The sequence below is a fragment of the Chryseobacterium sp. MMS23-Vi53 genome, from assembly GCF_047651245.1.
Lineage (GTDB): Bacteria > Bacteroidota > Bacteroidia > Flavobacteriales > Weeksellaceae > Chryseobacterium.
In genome coordinates this window covers 1807823-1829043 of record NZ_CP180265.1, presented here as the reverse complement: position 1 = coordinate 1829043, position 21221 = coordinate 1807823, and the positions used below count along the sequence as shown (strand labels likewise).

The following is a 21221-nucleotide window of genomic DNA, read 5'->3' as shown; positions in this document are numbered from 1 at the left end:
AATTATAGAGTGGGAGAGTTCTAGAGTTTGAGTGTCGGAGAGTATTAGAGTTTGAGAATTAAACTTCAATACTCAAACTCTAAAACCCTACAACGCTCACACCCTTCAACACATTAAGCTTCTCCCAAAATTTCCTGAATTTCCAACCATCTCATTTCGTGGTTTTCCAGTTTTTCGGATATATTTTCTAGATCGGCAGAAAGTTTTGCAATTTTTTCATAATCATTTTCATTATTCAATTGATCTAGTATTTTTGCTCTTTGCTCTTCAAACTCAGGCATTTCTTTTTCAATGGTTTCCAGTTCTTTTTGTTCTTTAAAAGAAAGCTTTTTCTTTTTTACAGAATTTTGAGGTTGAACAGGAATTGCAGCAATTTCTTTAACAGGCTCTGTTTTTTGATTTGAAGATTTTTCTAAAGCTTCTTCACGGCTTTTGGCTTCGCGATATTCTGAGAAATTACCAATAAAATCTTTGATTTTTCCTTCTCCTTCAAATGCTAAAATATGGTCAACAATTCTGTCCATAAAATAACGGTCGTGGGAAACGATAATTAAGCTTCCCTGGAAATTCAATAAGAAATTTTCCAAAACCGTCAACGTTGGAAGATCCAGATCATTCGTTGGTTCATCAAAAATCAAAAAGTTTGGGTTTTGATATAAAATGTACATCAAATGCAGTCTTCTTTTTTCACCACCCGAAAGTTTTGAGATTGGTGAATATTGCGTTTGGTCATCAAATAAAAACAATCTCAAAAACTGCGATGCAGAGATAGTTCTTCCATTGGCCAAAGGAAAATTTTCAGAAATTTCTTTAATAAAATCAATTACGCGTTCATCTTCTTTATATTTTAGTCCTTTTTGTGAAAAATAACCGAATTTTATGGTTTCTCCGGTTTCAATTTCTCCGGAATCTTTAGGCTCAAACCCTTGAATAATATTTAATAAAGTCGATTTTCCGGCTCCGTTTTTTCCTACAATTCCTATTTTTTCGCCTCTCTGAAAAGAATAGCTGAAATCTTTTAACAATAGTTTATCACCGTAACTTTTAGAAATATTTTTAAGCTCTAGAATCTTATTTCCAAGCCTTTTCATTTCGAAATCAAGCTCCAGAGATTCTTTTCTGGTGTCCGTTTTCGCTATTTTTTCAGTTTCGTAAAAGTCTTCTTGTCTGGATTTTGACTTTGTAGTTCTCGCTTTGGGTTGTCTTCGCATCCATTCCAATTCCTTTCTGTAAAGATTGTTGGCTTTGTCGATGGTTGCATTCAGATTGTCCTCACGAATCATTTTATTTTCAAGATACGTTGCGTAAGAACCATTGTGAACATAAAGATTTTTATCCTCCATTTCCCAGATAATTCCACAAACTGCATCCAAAAAATAACGGTCGTGAGTAACCAAAAGTAAAGTGATTTTTGCTTTGCTTAGATAGCTTTCTAGCCATTCTACCATTTCTACATCAAGGTGGTTGGTTGGCTCATCCATAATCAATAAAGTATGGCGATGTTCAGCTCTGGTTTCTGTCAAAAGTTTCGCCAATGCAACACGTTTGATTTGCCCTCCCGAAAGCGTTCCCATTTTTGCATCCAGATCGGTGATTTTAAGCTGCGAAAGAATCTGCTTCATTTCATTTTCAAGATCCCATGCTTTGTGGGCTTCCATTTCCAGTAAGGCTTTTTCAATGAAATCATTATCGGTGGAATGTAAGGATTTATGATAGTTTTTTAAAGCTAAAATAGGCGCTGAATCCAAAGTCATCATAAATTCATCGATCGTAAGATTGGAATCGAACTCAATTTCCTGATCAAACAAAACTACTTGAATATCCTTATTAATAACGACTGTTCCGCTGTCTGCAATTTCTTTTCCCATCAAAATTTTCAGAAGGGTAGATTTTCCGCTTCCGTTTTTGGCAACGATCGCTATTTTATCACCTTCATTTACATGGAAAGTGATGTCTTGAAATAAAACTTTGATGCCGTAAGATTTTGTAAGATTTTCAGCCGAAACGTAATTCATTGGAATTGAGTTGGTTTAATTTAATTAAAATTGAGCCGCAAAAGTACGAAAATGAAATAAGAAAGATCCAGATAAATAAGCAATCATGTGGAGTTTTAAAATCAATTGGCTTGAATTTAAATTAGTAATTAAATTTTAAAATATTTAAATTATTATTCATTAAATAGCTTTTTGTTTGTCAAATATTAATTAAAGTTATTAAATATTTGATTTTAATGTATTTTGTATTGATTTTTAATGTAGCTTTATAATGATTATTTAAAAAATTAAAACTATGGTAGAAATTAACTTTTGGGCTATTCTTGTAGCCGCACTTATCCCTTTGATCATGGGATTTATCTGGTATCACCCAAAACTTTTCGGCACTATTTGGATGAAAGAAGCCGGACTTACACAAGATCAAATGCAAGGTCAAATGATTGGCGTTTTCATTTTTTCCCTGATGTTGTCTGCGTTGATGGCATTTTTCCTACAAATGATTACCATCCATCAATTTGGAGCGATGGGAATGGTTGGAGGCGACGAAATGAATGCAAAAGAATCTTATGCAGCCTTTATGAAAGATTATGGAATGGCTTACCGTTCCTTTGGTCATGGTGCTTTGCATTCTTTTATGGCTGGAATTTTCTTTGTATTTCCGATGATTGCCATTAATGCAATGTTTGAAAGAAAATCGTGGAAATATACAATGATTAACACCGGATTTTGGACCATCACCATTACCATCATGGGCGGAATTGTTTGTGGTTGGTACGCTGTGGACGGCTTTTACTGGGTTACGCAAAAATAATTTAACGGTTTAAAAAGATAAGGCTACATTTGTGTGGCCTTTTTTATGTCATATAATTTAAGAATTTACAACACAACTTCTGCATTGCCGGAAAGTTGGAATGCTGTCATTGGAGATCATAATATCATGCTTTCCAAAGAATATTTTCGTGTCCTTGAAATTTCAAAACCTCAAAATATGGAATGTTATTTCATGGGATTTTTTGAGAAAGATGAATTAATTGGTGGTGCTTTATTTCAATATTTAAATTTTATTCAGCATAAAACTTTTCAGAAAAATGAAGTTTGGTGCAGTGTCCGAAATTTTTTTGCGAAACAGTTCAGCAAAGATGTCATGATTCTCGGCAATAATATGTTAACAGGACAAAATGGATTTTATTTTGATGGTTCAAAGATTACATTGGAAAAGGTTATTCCGTTGTTGGATGAAGCGGTTTGTAAAATGCAGAAGGAAATAAGGGAAACGTCGTTGGTAATTTATAAAGATTATCAGTCGAATTTTGTTAAATATTTTCAGGATAAAAAGCATGAAGCTTACTTTAAATTTTCTGTTCAGCCGAATATGATGTTGAAAATCAAAGAAAACTGGCAGGACTTTGAAAGTTATGTAAACGATTTTTCTAAGAAATATAAAGCGAGAACAAAAACCGCAAAGAAAAAACTCTCAAGAATTGAAAAACATGAATTGGCTTGCGATGAAATAAGAAAACATCAAATTGAAATGAATCTTCTCTATCAAAATGTTGCTGAAAATGCACCTTTCAACACATTTTTCCTTGCCGAAAATCATTTTGAAAGCATGAAGGAAAATTTAAAGGATAAATTCAAAATCTTCGGATATTTTTCAGAACAAAAACTGATTGGTTTTTATACTTTAATTTTAAATAATGAGGATATCGATACCTATTTTTTAGGCTATAACAAAGAATTGCAGAAAGAAAAACAGATTTATCTGAATATGCTTTTTGATATGGTGGAGTTTGGAATTAATCATCAATTCAAAAGAATAATTTTCGGAAGAACAGCTTTAGAAATAAAATCAACCATCGGTGCAGAACCGGTTGATATTTTTGGATTAATCAAACACAATAATTTTGCTTTAAACCCATTCATGAAAAATATTTTTCAGTCACTTTCCCCAAAAACGGAATGGATTCAACGAAAACCTTTTAAATAGTTTGTTTTAAACTCGAATTGCACAAATATTTTCACAAATAAAAAACGAATTAATTCTAAAAATATTCTCAATCATCTGAGTAATCAGCAAAATCAGCGAGAGAAAAGAAAATAAAACAAAGGTGAAGATCAATAGAAACGGGCTTTAGCCCGTTTAACAATTTAAAAATATCCGAATTGGCTTTAGCCAAAACATGTAAATCAATCCAGAGTCAACCTTTTCAAAGACCAAGAACTCCCATTATAAATATCCAAATCCACTTTCGTATTGATTCCATGCACAATTCCGTTTTCCGTAAACTGCCAAAAATCCCAATCCGCGTCAGGTGATGGAGTAGGAACATCATTATAATTCGCTAACCACAAAGGATAATCATCAAATTCACCTTTCAAAAAGTCCTTGTAATAATGATAATACGTATAAATAATTGGTTTTTCACCATACGTTTCCTCCACGATTTTGCACCAGACTTTCAGGTCTTCTACCAACTTTTTATTCGTTTTGCGTCTTGGAATTTTCTCAATATCAAGAATTGGCGGGAGGTCTCCGCTTTCCAATTTTACATTTTCCAGAAAATTATTCGCCTGAATCACGGGATCTTCATCTGCTCTGTAAAAATGATAAGCCCCGCGAATCAAATCCTGTTTCTTTGCCTGTTCCCAAAAATCATTAAAATGTTTATCGGCACTTCGGTTTCCCATTGTTGCACGCATGACAACAAATTCGAGAGGAATTGTTTTATTTCCGATGGTTAAGCTATCCCATTTGATATCTTCTTTATTTTGATAATGAGAAATATCAAAACCATATGTTTTATCAAGATTATTAGAGAGAATTTTTTGAATTCTTAAAGTTTCGGTTTCGTTGTTGTGGAGCTTTTTATGTACGAATTTATTAAAGTACAGCGCATAATAGTAACTGATTGATTGCTTAAGGTATAAACCCGTTCCGATTAATGCAATGACAAGAATTGCCAACACCACTTTCCGGCGGAAAAAATAATTCTTTCGACGTTTTTTATGGATCTTTTTGGCGGTCTTTTTGCTGTACATCTTTTGTGAATAAAGTTTACAAAACTAACTTTTTTTACTACTAAATGCTAAAATAAAATCAGTAAATTTGTCACTATGGAAACACGCGAAAAAGTCATCATCATAGGAGGAGGTTTTGCGGGGCTGCAACTTGCAAAAACATTGAACAATAAAAACAAAAAAGTAATTGTTCTGGATCGAGTAAATCATCACATGTTTCAACCGCTTTTCTATCAGGTAGCGTGTGGAAGGATCGAACCTTCCAATATTTCCTTCCCATTCAGAAAGATTTTTCAACGTTCCAGAAATACGCAGTTTCGTTTAACGGAAGTTAAGGAAATTGATGCAGCGAATAATAAAGTAATTTGCGACGGAGCTGAATTCAGTTATGATAAATTGGTGATCGCAACAGGTTGTAAAACTAATTTTTTCGGTAATAAAGATCTTGAAGGCAAAGCTTTCGGAATGAAAAATACTCAGGAAGCCATCGGTATTAGAAATCATGTTTTAATGACTTTTGAAAAACTGATTCTAGAGAAAAGCCGAAGCGACGATGGAAACTGGAATATTGTAATCGTCGGAAGCGGACCGACAGGAGTGGAATTGGCTGGAGCTTTCGCCGAAATGAAAAAGGAAATTCTTCCGAGAGATTATCCTTATATGAATTTCGATCATCTTAAAATCATTTTGGTAAGTTCTACTGAAAAACCTTTGGCAGTGATGAGTCCTGAAGCTCAGACAAAATCTGAAGAATATCTGAAAGACCTGGGAGTGACTTTTCTTAGTCAGGAATATGTGACGGATTACGATGGCGATAAGGTTTACATGAAAAGCGGAAAAGAAATCGCTTCCAACAATGTAATTTGGGCAGCCGGGGTTACGGGAAATGTTGTTGACGGTTTTCCCGCAGAAAATTTAGTTAAGAACAGATATATAGTAGATAGATTTAATAAAATAAAAGGTTACGAAAATATTTATGCAATCGGAGATATTGCCTACATGGAAACTCCAAAATACCCACAAGGTCATCCTCAGGTTGCAAACGTAGCAATTAATCAGGCGAAAAATTTAGGAAAAAATCTTTTAAAGAAAACTTCTGGAGATTGGATTGAATATGAATACGATGATAAAGGATCATTAGCAACCATCGGAAAACACAGAGCTGTTGTTGATTTACCATTTATTAAATTCCAAGGTTTTTTGGCTTGGTATTTTTGGATGTTTTTACACTTAATGTTGATTTTGAGCGTAAGAAATAAACTTGCAGTATTTTTTAACTGGATGTGGAGTTATTTCAACAAAGATTCTTCTTTAAGATTAATAATTTCGCCAAATAAGAAAAACGAAACAGTACAATGAGAATTGATATTATAAGCGTACTTCCGGCATTGATGGAGAGCCCATTCAAAACTTCTATTTTGAAAAGGGCGATGGATAAAGGATTGGCAGAAGTACATTTTCATCATTTGAGAGAGTGGGGAATTAATAAAAAAAGGCAGATTGATGACGAGCCTTATGGAGGAGGAGCCGGAATGGTAATGATGGTGGAGCCTTTGGATAACTGCATCTCAGAACTAAAATCTCAAAGAGAATATGATGAAGTGATTTATCTTACACCAGACGGAGTTACTTTAAATCAAAAAATAGCCAATACACTTTCTATTAAAAAAAATCTCATCTTTTTATGCGGTCATTATAAAGGTATCGATCAGCGTGTGAGAGATTTACATATAACAAAAGAAATTTCAATCGGAGATTACGTTCTTACCGGTGGAGAGTTGGCAGCTTGTGTTTTGGCAGATTCTGTGATTCGTTTGCTTCCGGGTGTTTTGAATGACGAGCAAAGTGCATTAACAGACAGTTTTCAGGATGATTTGTTGTCGCCACCGATTTATACAAGACCCGAATCCTATAAAGGTTTAGATGTTCCAAAAGTTCTTTTAAGTGGAAATTTTGCTAAGATTGAAGAATGGCGTCACGATGAAGCCGTAAGAATTACGAATGAAAAACGTCCCGATTTGTTGGGAAATTAGTTGCTAAGTTTTACCATTCAGAGTAATTTTTTTTAATTTTTGAATAAACACTTTAAAAAATGGAATAATAATTGCTAATATCTGTTTTACGATTAAAAGATTATTCGTTTAATCTTATTATAATAAATTTTATACTAAGATTTTCAAAAAAAATATATTATTTTATTTTGTTTTTAATAGGTGATATATTAGAAAGATTAAAAATTTTAATCACATAATTAAGTTATGGTTATTATTTTTCATATAAAAAGATATGTTTTGAATATAAAATTAATATGAAAATTTTATAAAATAATTAATGATATATTAAAAAAAATAATAAATTTACATTCTGAAATTAAGATGTGAATTTTAATTAATTTAGAAAAGCGTGTTGATGGAGCTGTTCAGTTTTTACAACGTTGAAAATTTATTTTTACCGGATCCAATTCCGAAACATAAATTAGATCCTACAAGATCAGGACTAAGGAATTGGGACGAAAGAAAATATAAGAACAAACTTCATAAGATTTCACATGTTTTTCATTTGATGAAGGAGGAAAATGGTGTATTGCCATTTATGATCGGTTTATCTGAAGTTTCCGGAAGGAAAGTATTGGAAGACCTTGTGCAGATGGAGCCTTTTAATTCTGAGTATGGAATTGTTCACTACAATTCTATGGATGAAAGAAAGGTAGATGTAGCTTTTTTGTATGATAAAACCAAAGTGGAAATAATAGACTCAGAAACTATTACCTTCTTCTTTGAAATAAATAATAAAAACACTGAAAACTACGACACAACTAGGGATGTACTGTATTCAAAAGTGAGATATAAAGGAGAGACTGTAAATATTTTTATCGCCCATCTTCCCTCTAAGCGCGAGAAAGATATTAACAGACCAAAACGCTCTTTTATATTGAACGAGATTCGGGGGCGAATCATGAATATAGTGAATGAAGAGAAAGAACATGTAATACTGTGTGGTGATTTTAACGAAAACCCGGATGATGAAAATTTAGTAAAAATTCTCTATGACGACGAGCATGGCAAAGTATTAGAAAATCCTTTCCAGCAGTTGTTTTCCACAAGAAATTATTCTACTTTTCATTATAAGTCTGGACTGCTGTTTGACCAGATCATATTATCGAAGTCGCTCTTCAATGATAATAATGTGCTGTCTTTTCTGAATGCGGAAGTATTCAGTTCAGAAAAAATAAGCAGTCACAGAAGGAATTTTGAAGGCAGACCCTTCCGAACTTATGCAGGTACACGGTATTTGGGAGGTTACAGCGATCATTTTCCTGTTTTCGTGAAGTTTAAAAGTTTTTAAAAACCAACGTAAAAACATAAATAATAAAAAAAAGTAGAAAATGAAAAATTCAAGCAACACAAACTACCATTTAGATTCAATCGACAAAGAAATTATCTATATGTTGATGGATAACGCTAAAACGTCATTAGCTCACATTTCGAAAAATGTTGGAATTTCAACAACTGCTGTACACCAGAGAATTAAAAAGCTGGAACATGCAGGAGTAATTGAAAATTCAATTTCATTCCTTAATCCTAAAAAAATCGGTTACAAAGTGATTTCGTATATCGGTGTATTTTTGGATCAGCCAAGCCACTATCCTGAAGTGGTAAAATCTCTAAAAGATATTAATGAGGTTGTGGAAGCTCATTATACAACAGGAAATTATACTATTTTCTTGAAAGTTCTTTGTAAGGACAACGATCATTTGATGCAAATCCTTAGCAAACTTCAGAAACTAAAAGGCGTTACAAGAACAGAAACTTTCATATCTTTGGAACAAGGTATTTACAGACAATTGAAAGTATAACAGATTATGAATATTGCTCAATATTTGGATTCAACATATCTGAAAACTCCTGCTCAGTCGGGGATTTCAGACGAAGAAACTTTACAGAAAGATAAAGATCTTGCTCAGGAAGCGATCGATAACGGGATTTTTGCCGTGATGATCCGACCAGATTATGTATCTGAAATCAAAAAGTATATTCAGGAAAAGAATTCAAATGTTGTGGTAGGAACTGTAATTGGTTTTCATGAAGGAACGTATTCCATTGATGAAAAACTGACAGAAGCTACAAAAGCAATTTCTGACGGAGCCGATGAACTGGATTTTGTCATTAATTATAATGCTTATCTGAAAGGAGATTTAAATTTAGTAAAAGAAGAATTTGTAAAATGCACACAATTGTGTTTAGAACATCATAAAGTTGCAAAATGGATTATCGAAATTGCAGCTTTAACGGATGAACAAATTGCAGATCTTACTAAAAATATTTCCAATTGGGCGGAAGAGAATTTCTCTGAAAACGACTTATCGAAAATTTTCGTAAAATCTTCAACAGGCTTTTATGAAACTACCGGTGGAAAGTCTAACGGAGCAACATTTGAAGGGATTAAAATAATGCTGGATAATGCCGGAAAACTTCCTGTGAAAGCTGCAGGAGGGGTAAGAACTCCCGAAGATGCCGAAAAAATGATTGGTATGGGCGTAAAGAGAATAGGAACTTCTTCAGCATTAGGTTTAATTACAAATCAATCTGCTTCGGAAGGTTATTAATAAAAATTAATTTATTTTAAATAATGCAAAATAAAACCCATCAATTCATTTTGATGGGTTTTTATTCTTAAGCTTGTTGAGCTAAATATTCGGTATAAAATTCCTGAGTTTCTTTAATTAAAGCGTCCATTTCTACTAGTGTAAATACTTCTAAGAATTTTTTTCTGAAATCCTTGAAATGAGGAACACCACGGAAATAATTGCTGTAATGTTGTCGCATTTCGACTAAACCTAATCTTTCACCTTTCCATTCTGCACTCCATTCTGCATGTTGACGAACAGCCAATAATCTGTCTTCAATGGTTGGAGCAGGTAAATGTTCTCCGGTTTTAAAGAAATGTTTAATTTCATTAAAAATCCAAGGATAGCCAATCGCTGCACGACCAATCATAATTCCGTCGCAAGCGTATTTTTGTTTGTATTCTAAAGCCTTTTCTGGAGAATCGATATCACCATTTCCGAAAATTGGAATTTCGATATTAGGATTTTGCTTAATTCTTGAAATATGTTCCCAATCTGCTTCACCTTTGTACATTTGGGCTCGGGTTCTCGCATGAATTGTTAATGCTTTAATTCCTGTTTCCTGAAGACGTTCTGCAACTTCATCAATATTAATAGAGGTACTGTCCCAGCCTAAACGAGTTTTTACCGTCACAGGAAGACTTGTAGAACTTACTACAGCTTTTGTTAAACGAACCATCAAATCGATGTCTTTCAAAACTCCGGCTCCGGCTCCTTTACAAACCACTTTTTTTACAGGACATCCGAAATTAATGTCAACTAAATCGGGGTTTACAGTTTCCACAATTCTTGCAGACATGGCCATTGCTTCTTCATCTCCACCAAAAATCTGGATTCCGACAGGTCTTTCGTAATCAAAAATATCCAGCTTTTTTCTACTCTTGATGGCATCACGAATTAAACCTTCTGAAGAGATAAATTCAGAATACATCAAATCTGCACCATGCATTTTACATAATCTTCTAAACGGAGGATCGCTTACATCCTCCATCGGTGCAAGTAAAAGCGGAAATTCCGGCAGTTCTATATTGCCAATTTTTATCATGGCGCAAATTTACAAAATTCTATTTTATGTCTTGATAGAGTTTATAAGTGGATATTATTGGAGTTTTTAATTTAGTTAAAAACTCTTAATTTATTAGGGTTTTGGTGTGTTTATGGTTTTTGTGGTATTTAATTTTAAATTAATTTGAATTTTTATTAAATAATTTACATATATTTAAGATAGAAAAATAATATCTATGAGAAAACTTCTATTTTGCTTTATGGCGGGATTTGCCGCTGTGAATTTTCAAGCACAAGTGAATGTTGCCTCCACGGCAGGCACAACGACAGGAACTTATACCACATTAAAAGGTGCTTTCGACGCTATTAATGCTGGAACACATCAGGGAGCTATCAATATCAGTATTACAGCGAATACCACAGAGACAGCAACAGCAGTTTTAAATGCGAGTGGAGGAACTACAAGTTACACATCTGTAGTTGTGAAGCCTGCAGCAGCTACAACTCCGACTGTTTCAGGAAGTATTGCAAGTGCTGCATTGGTAAGAATTCTTGGGAGTAATGTTACATTAGACGGAAGTAATACTGCATCCGGTACAACGAGAGATCTTACATTTACGAATACAGCAACCACAGGTCCGCAGGTTATTACTTTTATCGCAACTACTGCAGCTGCTGCAAATACTAATATTGTTGTTAAGAACTTAAATATCGTAAATGGTATCAACACATCATCTGCATTTATTATGTATGATGGAAATACAACTCCTACAGGAGGATATTTTAATAATGTTACGATTCAAAACAATTCAATTAAAAAATCTTATATAGGATTGTACTTGTTTACGGCTATTGCTGCTGGAAATGGAGGAAATACTTTAGTTACAGGTAATGATTTCAGTACTTCCGGAGCAGATGCCAACAGACTTGTAGGGATTTATCTGCAAGGTTTGGACGGAGCAACGGTATCAAATAATACTATTGGAAATTTTGAAACTGCCAATGCGGAAATCAAAAGAGGAATTTGGTTGGCTACAGGAACAGTAAACACTACCATTTCATCCAATACAATTACTAATCTTGGCTACGCAGGAACAGGAGCAGGTGGAGCAACTGGTATTTCTGTAACATCTGGAAATACGGGGGCATCTCCGGTTGCAGGAATTATTATTAGAGGTAATAATATCAATAATTTTACTTCAAGTGGTACTGGAACTTTGTTCAGTGGAATTTATGTTGCAGGTACTTTGACTAATGGTGTTATTATTGACAGAAATAAGATCACTTCTATTAAAAATACCAATGTAAGCGGATATGGTGCACAGGGAATTTATGTTGCATCTACAAGTACAGCTGCAAATACTTTAATTGCCAATAATATCGTGAGTGGAGTAGCAGGATACGGGTATGTTACAACAGGAGGTGTAAACGATAACGGAAATGGAATCGTAGTTGGAACTGGCGCGGGTTATAAAATTTATTACAATACGGTTGTAATGGATGCAAGCCAAACCGTTTCTGGTAGACCTTCTGCATTGAATGTATTATCCACAATTACAACAGCTAGTGCCATTGATTTAAGAAATAATATTTTTGTAAATACTCAAACTCAAGCAGGAGATAGATATACAATCTACTCAAGTGCAGCGAATACTGTTTTCTCTAATATTAATTATAATGATTATTATTCTACAGGAGCAAATCTTGGATTTATTGGTTCTGCAAGAGCTACTTTAACAGATATTCAGACTGGCTTTGGAGGAAACGTAAATTCTCTTAATATTTTGCCGTCGTTTGTTTCTGCTTCGGATTTCCATTTAGCAACAACAGGAAATTCGGCATTGGATAATAAAGGAACTTTTGTAGCAGATGTAACTGTAGATGCGGATAATAATCCTAGAAGTGCAACAACTCCTGATTTAGGTGGATATGAATTCACTGCTGTTGTTCTGGCAACTCAGGATGTGAGTACGAAAGGTAGTAAAATCAGCTATTATCCAAACCCTGTTGTTGATTATTTAAACATCACAAACGATAGTAAAATCAGAAATATTGAAATCTACAGCGCAGCCGGGCAAAGAGTAATGAATGAAACAATAAATGCAGAAAAAGGTTCTGTAGATTTAAGAAAATTATCTCCGGGAATGTATATTTTAAAAGTAAATTCAGACAAAAATTCTGAGTCTCTTAAAATTCTTAAAAGATAAAATTTAGTATTTGAACTTTAATATAGATCCCTGATTCATTTTGAATCAGGGATTTTTATATCTTGTTTTTAGTTCTGATAATTATGAGTAATGGTCTATGCAAAACAGCGGAATCTGTTTAAGAAACATACATTAGAAGCTCGCCTTTACCTGCATACTTCCAATATGAATCGTACGATCTCCGGAATTTCTTCCTTCATAATTTAAATTTAACTGTAAGAAAGAATTAATAGCCTGTTGAATAAATACACTCCAAACCTGGTTCTTACCAGGCTTCAGACCATCCAGCATTTGGTTTCCGACGATACTGAAATTATTTCCTGTAAAATCATTATTAATAAAAGAAAAATTACCTCTGATGGTCGTCTTTTTACGCTCCCACTGAATCGTTCCTGTAACATCAAAAGCTTTCAACAACTCCTCACCATCCACTCTGTCTTTTTGACGGAAAGCGGATGAAAGCTCAGCCTGAATTGCATCGGTAAATTTATAAGTTGCTTTTGGCTTGGTCTCAAAATTATTTAAACGGTAATCTCTCGTTGCAAACAATTGCGATGAATTTTGAATGTCATGAACAGAGTTTTCCCAATCGATCCTGAATTCTTTATTAAACCAATATCCAATGTTCAGGAAATGTGAAATTTGCTCTCTTTCTTCATTGCTGAAATTGGCATTAATTAAATTGTCATTCGAAATAAAACGATAATTTCCGTTCCATCCTGATTTTTCGGTCGGACTAAATTGTACCGACGCTAAAATATTCTGATTTTTAAGGATCTGATCATCATTTTTCTCAAAAGGATTTAATACTAAAACCTTATCCTTTTTATAGAAAGAGTTTTGTGAATTCAAAGAAATATTGAAATTCCAACGCTTTAGGAATTTATTTTCAGAATTAAATACAACTGAAGGATTCACAAATAAAGCCAACTGAATTTTATTTTTATTGGAAGCGATATACCGTACAGAATTAGTATAAACCCTTATATATTGAGCCAAATCTGAGTATTCTGCAATCTCAAATTCATCAAGCTGCTGAACTCCATCGCCGTTGTAATCTGTCCATTTGTAAATACCTTGTCCATCTGTTACCTTTATATACTGGAATTCTCTTTGTGCTTCCTGCCCATTTCCCAGCTCATAGAAAGCCTGCAAACGCATTCCATTTCTGAATAATTGTTGATTATAAAGTATATTTCCAACCACAAAATCATTATTTCTGGAAACATCAACATCTTGGTTCTGATAGAAGAATTTTCTGTAATGAAGCAACACGTTCAATGTAGTTTTCTCATTTTTGATAAGTTGACTTTCTGCCATGAAACCTAAAATGTTGTTCATGTTTTGAAGCCTGTTATCACGTACAGAGTCATTGTCACGCATGTAAACTTTCGCCAATAATTTTGTTCGGGTACTGTCGCCGATTTTCTTCTGAACAAAAAGTTCTTTCCAACTGAAACTTGTCACATCCATCAACTGGGTGTCATTGTATTTTTTCTCGTTGTGCTCCATGCTTCCGCCGACTGCCCAACTTCCTTTTTTGCCCGTAAATTCAGTAGAAACACCCCCTCTGATAAATTTAGTATCCTGAAGCGTTGCATTTGTATTTAAGTAAGAAAGATTTCCTTTTGTGAAAAATTTACCTTTAATCCATCCAAAATCAAGATCATTTTTAATCCCTTTGTAAGAATCTTGCTCATCCAGATAATTGATTCTATAGTTTAGGGTCGATTTATTATTCCATTTATTTAAAAAGCTAAAAATAAATCTGTTTTGAGTTCTTCCGCTAAATTCCTGAGCAAGGTTGAAGTCTCTCGAGAATTCTACATCATTGATTCGATCTAAAATGTGGAATTGTCTGTCGATATATTGATATTCGAAATTCGGAGTTCCTTTCCAGCTGTTTTTTGTAAATGTTTTATTTCCAAAAATTCTCCACGCATATCCAATATTTTGATTGGAATCTTTTGACGAAAATAAATTCACATCATAATTACTCAATGAAATATCTGCCCCTATTTTTCCGTCTTTCAAAAGATATTCAGAATTTAATGAATATACTTGAGATTTCTCCGGAGAAGGCAATTTTCTTACGGCACGATAATCTCCCAAATTTGGACCAACATATTCAAAAACACGTCCGTTATTAGTTGTTTGCGTAATTTTATAATCTCCTAAATTCGTCCCGAAATACGTGTAAGAAACAGTATACAAGGTCTGAGTTTGATCCGTTGAAAATTCATAATAATTTCCATTTGGGCTTTGAACCAATCGGTAAAGAATTTTATTTACATCATATTCTGTGACAACTCCGGAAGGAGCGTACATCAAATCAGGGTTGTTTCCTGCGTTGGCTAAAATTTGTTCGTCTTCAGGTGAAAGATTTAAAGAAAGTGGGGCGTTTTTATTGTCATTTTCCATGAACCAGTTTAAGCCTAGTTTCAATTTTTCTCTCTTATGCTCAACTTTTCCAGTAAATAAATATCTGGAATAATTTCTATTGGTATAGTTATAAGATATTGTAATGAAATTCTGCTGGAAAATCGGTCGGAAACTGGTAAATGTAACTTCACCTGTATTGTAATTAATGATATAATCTTGATTTTCACCACGTTTCATTAAAATTCCATCAATAAAGACCTGTTCGGAGCCCGAAATCAAAGTAATGAATTGTTCCCCATTTTTCCCTGTCAAACGATAAGGACCTTGGTTACCTTCAACCCCTTGAAAACGAATTCTATGGAATTCACTTCGCGCTACACCTAATGAAACATCAACAAAAGTTTTATTTTCTTTTCCAAATTCCGTCTGAAATTCGAGTCCCATGCTTCGTCTCTGGAATTTGGCAAAATAATTTTTAGCTTCTACCAAATCCAAATGCCCTGCTCTAAGAATAGATTTATCCTTAATATTAAGCTGCATGTAAATTTTATCGAATTCCTCAAGTGTTTGCGTATATCCATCCGCCTGAATTGGTAAATTGTGGTCTGAAATACTTGCTAAAATGGTTACATCTTTTGAAAGCCGACCGGAAATCTGCAAATCCATTGAGCTTTGCACAGACTGCCCCTGATTATTTCCAAAGGTAATCCCTCGGATAATCGAACCCTTGGAATTTAATTCTCCCAAAAATCTTTTTTTATCATTTCTTGCAAGAACGGCTTCATCTACCACAACCCTGTTGCTTGTTTTTACAAAATCCATGGTGTCCTTTGCAAAAATATCCTGCTCAAATTTCATAGCAAGAATGCTGTCCTGCCGAATAATGCTGTCCTGTTTTATACTGTCTTGCGGTAGGTTGGGATTTTTCCACGAAAACACCTGAGCATTACCCGAAAATATGCCCATGAAAAACAGTACGAATAATAGAAAATAATTCCGCAAGCCTTCTAAATAATTGGTAAAAATAACTAAAAAATGTTAACGAGAAGGGTTTTAACATTATTAACAAAAAATTAATTCAATTATTGTATTGTATTGAAAAATAGCTGTAATTTTGCTATGTAAATTATTAATAATTAAAATTTTAAATCATGAAAAAAATCTTTACAGTTTTGGGTATAGTTGCTGTATCTGCTGTTGCAAATGCACAAATTGTAATTAATGAAATCTATGGAGCAGGTGGTGGAAGTAATTCGGCTATTCTTTATAAGTATGATTTTGTAGAGCTTAAAAATATCGGATCTACATCTGTTACTTTAACGGGAGCTTACTTGCAGTATGCGTCTGCAACAGGAAATTTCAATGGAGGTAATAGTAACCATGCTTTACCTAATATTACTTTAGCTCCGGGGCAGACATATCTTCTTCAGGAAGGTAGTGCGGGAACTGCCGGTGGCGATTTACCTACTCCTGATTCTGTAGGAACGATCAATTTATCAGGAACTGCAGGAAAACTTGCTTTAACTACTGATAATACTGCACCTACTGCTGCTACAGGGTCTAATATTATAGATTTTGTTGGATATGGATCTACAGCTAGCTATTTTGAGGGAACTTTTGCACCTGCACCTTCAAATACAACTTCAATTGCAAGACTTGCAGGAGATACAAATAATAATGGTACAGACTTCACTGCCGGAACACCAACTCCTAAAAACTCAAGTAATGGTACTTTAGCTGTTTCAGACTTATCTGCAGCAAAATCAAACTTCGTAAAAAATACTTTTGTTACGACAGAAGAAATCACTTTCGGAACTCAGGTGAAGGATGTAAAAGTTTACAATATGTTCGGACAGGTTGTAAAAACAGCTTCTGTAAGAGAAAATGAATCTCTGAATGTTGCAGAATTACAAAAAGGTAACTATATTGTAACCGGAACAGTAAACAACAAACCGGTTTCTCAAAAAATCTTGAAAGATTAATAAAATATTTACTATAAAATATTTCCTAGTTATTCTACAGCCGCTTCAATGAAGCGGCTGTTTTTTTTAATTTATTCTTTACATATAAATTTATATTTTTATTAAAAATCTTGTTTTAATGAGTTGTTAATGCTATTTTAGATAATAATACCGGGTTATTGTTAAATTTAATTCACTCATGTGGTACTATTTTTGCATTTCATATGTCACATCACACAAAAATAATTATCATGAGAAAAATTTTTACTTTTATCGGATTCGTTTCGATGATTGCATTTTCAAATGCCCAGATTGTTATCAATGAGATCTATGGTGGAGGTGGAAATGCTGGATCTACCCTGAAAAATGACTACGTAATTCTTAAGAATATTGGCTCTACTCAAGCCTCTCTTAATGGCGCTACTTTGCAATATGCTCCTGCAGCATCTACTTTTACCCAGTATCATACCTTGCCTAACATTACTCTGAATCCCGGACAAACTTACCTGATTCAGGAAGCTACCGGAGGAGGAGGAACAGTGAATTTACCTACACCGGACTTTATCGCAACTACAGTTATCAATTTTGACGGGTCTCCGAATCCATCCGTCGGGATCGGAATTGCAGTAACTTCAGGAAAAATAGTTATTGCCAACAATGCAGTCCAGGTTACCGGACCTACCAGTTCAAATGTTGTGGATTTTGTGGGGTACGGATCTGCAGCCAATCAGTATGAAGGTTCCGGACCGGCTCCTTCTCCTACGACGACAACTGCAATTAAAAGAATTTCAGGAGATACCAATGATAATACAGTAGATTTTACAGTTGGAGCAGCAAATCCTATCAACTCAACAGGCGGAACACTTGCTATTGCTGATGTTGATTTTAACTATTCGAAATTTAATTTTATTAAAAATTCTTTTGTAAAAGACAATGAAATTATTTTTGGAGGTGAGATCAATAATGTGAAAGTTTTTAACATGTTTGGACAGGTTGTAAAAGAATCTCCTACAAAGTCGGCCTATAACCTTGATGTAAAAGAATTACCCAAAGGAAATTATATTGTAACAGGAACCATCGATGACAATCCTGTTTCTCAGAAAATTTTAAAAGATTAAAACTAGTCGGTAACTTTATATAAGTTTGAATTTGAGCAGTTGTACATTCTTTGTACAACTGTATTTTTTAATACCAGCCTCTTCTCGCTGCATTGATAATGGTATTTAAATTCAGAATTAAGGTATACCTGATGCGCTTTCCGTAGTCTTTAAACCCGGGTTCAAAGCCTAAAGAAGACTGAATCGGGAAATAAATTTCAAGAAAATCAGGAATTACCCTCACTTTTACACCACTATCCCAGATAAATTTTGTCGGCTGGTTTTTGTTATCATAAATTCCTGCATCAGCATACACATGGAAAATTTTCCAAACGCTGGTGTCAACGTTTAAGGAGGTGATCCATTTATTAACACTTCCGGGAATGAAAGATTTAAAACCACCATCTGCCAAAATAAACTGCTGCGAAAGAATTCCCCCAGTTGCACTTTGTCCTAATAAATTATAAGAAAAAGAGTAGTCGGAAACTCTGGAAATACCGTAGTTGAAAGTATTATTTCTTGTATCATTTTTTACAAAATATCCTGCAAATAATCTTACACTCAGCTTCTGTCTTGGGGCAAATTCCCATCGGTAAAAGCCTTCTGCGGTTACTTTATGGAAATCTTCCATCCACTGCGTGCTTACACTTAAACTTTTTTCATGAATACTTTGATTGTCGGAATATCCATAACCAACGCTCCAAAGATTATATTTAGAATAATCATTATTGGCAACCATCAGCGGACTCAAATCTCTTTCAAAATAATTGTAAGAAACTCCAATTCCACGACTTACCGTACTTCTCGGATTTTTTCTGAAATTAATATTCGAATAAATCGATCCTTTACGATACGCCAAATCATAATCATAATGAAAATACGAACCAGAAACTCCGAAAGTCAAGCTTCGGATAATGCTTTCAGCAGGGAGAAAGGAGTATGCAACTGCTCCGGAACCCGTCAGTTTTCCTGTTCCTGTACTGTAAGTTGGCGTGAACGAGTATAAAAATTTCTGTTCAAAGAAAGACTGATTTTTAAAATTTAAACCAATCAAAAATTTATCATACGTATTATTAAAGCGAACTCTCGGGCTCACATAGATCTCGTTGAATTCAGGATTCGGAATGTCCTTAATTAGTTTTAATTTAATTTTTTTTGTGTTGGAAAAGAAACCTTTAGCATATAAAAAGTTGTCTCTATACTTCGATTCAGGGAAAATATAATCGTCGTTCAACGTGATTTTGTAGGTGTCTAAAGCGGGAATTGAAAAAGTGGTAGCCTTTTCACCTTCTTTAGTTTCTACCCAATATTCTTTTTTATCGCCGTCTTTAGATTCTGTCTGAAGTTTTACTGGAATATTAGCTAACGTATTTCTCTGAATTTTAATATTTAAAGAATCTCCTTCTTTTTTGAATTTTCTTAATCTAAAATTTACTCTGTTTTTATGCTCTAAAAAATCAGCGATATAAGTTGTTCTTTTATCTTTTTCTGCTAATTCTTTAATAAAATCCTTCGGATCAATTTGTTTATCAGTATTTTTTGCAATGAAATCATGAACTAAGTTGTTAAAATTCTCATAACCCATTTTATCAGCAGAATAATTGAACAAAGTTCCTGTTTCAAAGCTGCTGATTGCCATGTCGTTAAAATTACTCAGAACAGTATATTTTTCATCAATTTTCTGATCCAGATTTTGAGACATGATATATTGATACGCCAAACCATATCGATCAACCAATTTTACTTTGGAAGCATGAAATAATTTCAAAGGTTTTACACCGAAAATTTTCGTTTCAGGAAGAGTTCCCAATAATTTTGTATCTGCGTAAAATTTCTTTAAATATTGAATTTCAAGATAAGATTTTAAACCATTTTTAAACCAATGGTTGTCTTGTTTATCTGTTATGATACTTTCATCTAAAATCTTTTTAGCAATAATTCCAAAATAATCGAGATCTACTTTTTCAGCATCCGTAAATAGCTGAAACCTGAATTTCCAGAACGTAATATCATTGTTTCCAAAAAAATCTTCTTTTCCCCTGAATTTATCCGAAATAAAAATTCTGTCCGGAATTGATCCGATTCTTTCTTTTATAAATTTTAAATGTAAAGGAAGATAAAATTCAAGGTTTTGTTTTTCCTCAGGTTTTAAATTATATCCGAATTTTACCTCTGTGTGAATTCCTTCCGTATTAATGTTAATCGACGGATATTCGTTTTGTGAAATAAGAAATTCAGGATCAGAATCAAGATAACCTTTGAAAGAATTCATCTGAATCTGCTGCAAATTACTTTCAATAAAATAATTTACAGGAAGATCAAAATTGATCGTCCAGAAAGTATTGAAACTTACGGATTCCTCAATGTCGTGGTAATCTCTTTGGGAAATATTGTCCGGATCAAAGCGATCCGGAACAATAAAGAAGTATTTTAAAGCTACATTTTTATCAGACGTTCCGTATCCTGTAAATTTTTTATCAGGAAGCTGCATCTGATACTGCAGTTGTAATTTTATTTTTTCTCCGGGTTTCAACGCTTCGTGCAGAGGAAGAAAAAAGTTTTCGTTAGAAATATCGTTTACATTAATTTCTTGGTTGTCAGAATCTTTTATTGTCAAATTTAATAACTTTCCCAATTCTTCTTTTTTGGCAAAATGAAGATCGGTATTTCTGTCTTCCAGTTTTCTGTAAACCAACGATGTTCCTCGTCTGTTGTAAGCCGAAACCCAGTTTAAAAGTTTTATCGTGTTAAGATCTTTTTCTGAATTGTTGTAATAGGTAATTTCCTGATTGATGTTCAGCGTTTTTTTATCCGAAGACAATTTGGCTTCAATATAAATGCTGTCTTTCTGCGCAGAAACCTCTACAACACCCAAAAACAAAATAAGACAAATACTAATCCTTTTCAATATTCCTGATAAAGTATCAAAT

At 33.7% G+C, this 21221-nt stretch carries 15 protein-coding genes; 10 read left to right on the top strand and 5 right to left on the bottom strand.

Annotated elements, in window-relative coordinates; translation table 11 throughout:
* Positions 1 to 113: 113 nt before the first annotated feature.
* On the bottom strand, positions 114 to 2015 hold the full coding sequence (locus ACKX2A_RS08105; protein WP_415328866.1) for an ABC-F family ATP-binding cassette domain-containing protein: 1902 nt from the start codon (positions 2013 to 2015) through the stop codon (positions 114 to 116).
* Positions 2016 to 2289: 274 nt separating this feature from the next.
* On the opposite strand from ACKX2A_RS08105, the gene ACKX2A_RS08100 reads away from it, so the two are divergent.
* Together ACKX2A_RS08100 and ACKX2A_RS08095 are read left to right on the top strand one after the other, a co-directional pair.
* Positions 2290 to 2805 (top strand): DUF1761 domain-containing protein, encoded by a 516-nt coding sequence (locus ACKX2A_RS08100; RefSeq protein WP_415328865.1) that lies wholly within the window; start codon positions 2290 to 2292, stop codon positions 2803 to 2805.
* A 45-nt stretch (positions 2806 to 2850) separates the two neighbouring features.
* Positions 2851 to 3981 (top strand): 8-amino-7-oxononanoate synthase, encoded by a 1131-nt coding sequence (locus ACKX2A_RS08095; RefSeq protein ID WP_415328864.1) that lies wholly within the window; start codon positions 2851 to 2853, stop codon positions 3979 to 3981.
* Between the two features lie 200 nt (positions 3982 to 4181).
* Here ACKX2A_RS08095 and ACKX2A_RS08090 read toward each other — a convergent pair whose 3' ends face one another.
* Complete coding sequence (locus ACKX2A_RS08090; protein WP_415328863.1) at positions 4182 to 5033, bottom strand: glycoside hydrolase family 25 protein; 852 nt, start codon at positions 5031 to 5033, stop codon at positions 4182 to 4184.
* Positions 5034 to 5108: 75 nt separating this feature from the next.
* Between ACKX2A_RS08090 and ACKX2A_RS08085 the strand changes: the two genes are divergently transcribed.
* From ACKX2A_RS08085 to deoC, 5 genes are all read left to right on the top strand, one after another.
* Entirely contained in the window at positions 5109 to 6371 is a 1263-nt protein-coding gene (locus ACKX2A_RS08085; protein WP_415328862.1) for an NAD(P)/FAD-dependent oxidoreductase, read from the top strand.
* On the top strand, positions 6368 to 7045 hold the full coding sequence (gene trmD / locus ACKX2A_RS08080; RefSeq protein ID WP_415328861.1) for a tRNA (guanosine(37)-N1)-methyltransferase TrmD: 678 nt from the start codon (positions 6368 to 6370) through the stop codon (positions 7043 to 7045). Before ACKX2A_RS08085 ends, trmD begins: the two co-directional genes overlap by 4 nt.
* Positions 7046 to 7421: 376 nt before the next feature.
* Entirely contained in the window at positions 7422 to 8357 is a 936-nt protein-coding gene (locus tag ACKX2A_RS08075) for an endonuclease (RefSeq protein WP_415328860.1), read from the top strand.
* 40 nt (positions 8358 to 8397) lie between these two features.
* On the top strand, positions 8398 to 8868 hold the full coding sequence (locus ACKX2A_RS08070) for an Lrp/AsnC ligand binding domain-containing protein (protein ID WP_076444787.1): 471 nt from the start codon (positions 8398 to 8400) through the stop codon (positions 8866 to 8868).
* 3 nt (positions 8869 to 8871) lie between these two features.
* Complete coding sequence (gene deoC, locus ACKX2A_RS08065; RefSeq protein WP_415329433.1) at positions 8872 to 9618, top strand: deoxyribose-phosphate aldolase; 747 nt, start codon at positions 8872 to 8874, stop codon at positions 9616 to 9618.
* A 67-nt stretch (positions 9619 to 9685) separates the two neighbouring features.
* Here the strand turns inward: deoC and dusB are convergent, their stop codons facing one another.
* Positions 9686 to 10684 (bottom strand): tRNA dihydrouridine synthase DusB, encoded by a 999-nt coding sequence (gene dusB, locus ACKX2A_RS08060; protein WP_415328859.1) that lies wholly within the window; start codon positions 10682 to 10684, stop codon positions 9686 to 9688.
* A 196-nt stretch (positions 10685 to 10880) separates the two neighbouring features.
* On the opposite strand from dusB, the gene ACKX2A_RS08055 reads away from it, so the two are divergent.
* The gene (locus ACKX2A_RS08055) at positions 10881 to 12851 is read left to right on the top strand and encodes a T9SS type A sorting domain-containing protein (RefSeq protein WP_415328858.1); all 1971 of its coding nucleotides are present in this window, start codon (positions 10881 to 10883) and stop codon (positions 12849 to 12851) included.
* Between the two features lie 132 nt (positions 12852 to 12983).
* On the opposite strand, the gene ACKX2A_RS08050 is transcribed toward ACKX2A_RS08055, so the two are convergent.
* Positions 12984 to 16199, bottom strand: a complete 3216-nt coding sequence (locus ACKX2A_RS08050) for a hypothetical protein (RefSeq protein WP_415328857.1) — start codon at positions 16197 to 16199, stop codon at positions 12984 to 12986.
* A gap of 185 nt (positions 16200 to 16384) precedes the next feature.
* Between ACKX2A_RS08050 and ACKX2A_RS08045 the strand changes: the two genes are divergently transcribed.
* Together ACKX2A_RS08045 and ACKX2A_RS08040 are read left to right on the top strand one after the other, a co-directional pair.
* Positions 16385 to 17215: a lamin tail domain-containing protein gene (locus ACKX2A_RS08045; protein ID WP_415328856.1), complete on the top strand. Its 831-nt coding sequence runs from the start codon at positions 16385 to 16387 to the stop codon at positions 17213 to 17215.
* 230 nt (positions 17216 to 17445) lie between these two features.
* Positions 17446 to 18312 carry a lamin tail domain-containing protein gene (locus ACKX2A_RS08040; protein ID WP_415328855.1) on the top strand — a complete coding sequence of 289 codons (867 nt, stop codon included), beginning with the start codon at positions 17446 to 17448 and terminating at the stop codon, positions 18310 to 18312.
* A 67-nt stretch (positions 18313 to 18379) separates the two neighbouring features.
* Here the strand turns inward: ACKX2A_RS08040 and ACKX2A_RS08035 are convergent, their stop codons facing one another.
* Complete coding sequence (locus ACKX2A_RS08035) at positions 18380 to 21199, bottom strand: aminopeptidase (RefSeq protein ID WP_415328854.1); 2820 nt, start codon at positions 21197 to 21199, stop codon at positions 18380 to 18382.
* Positions 21200 to 21221: the final 22 nt, after the last annotated feature.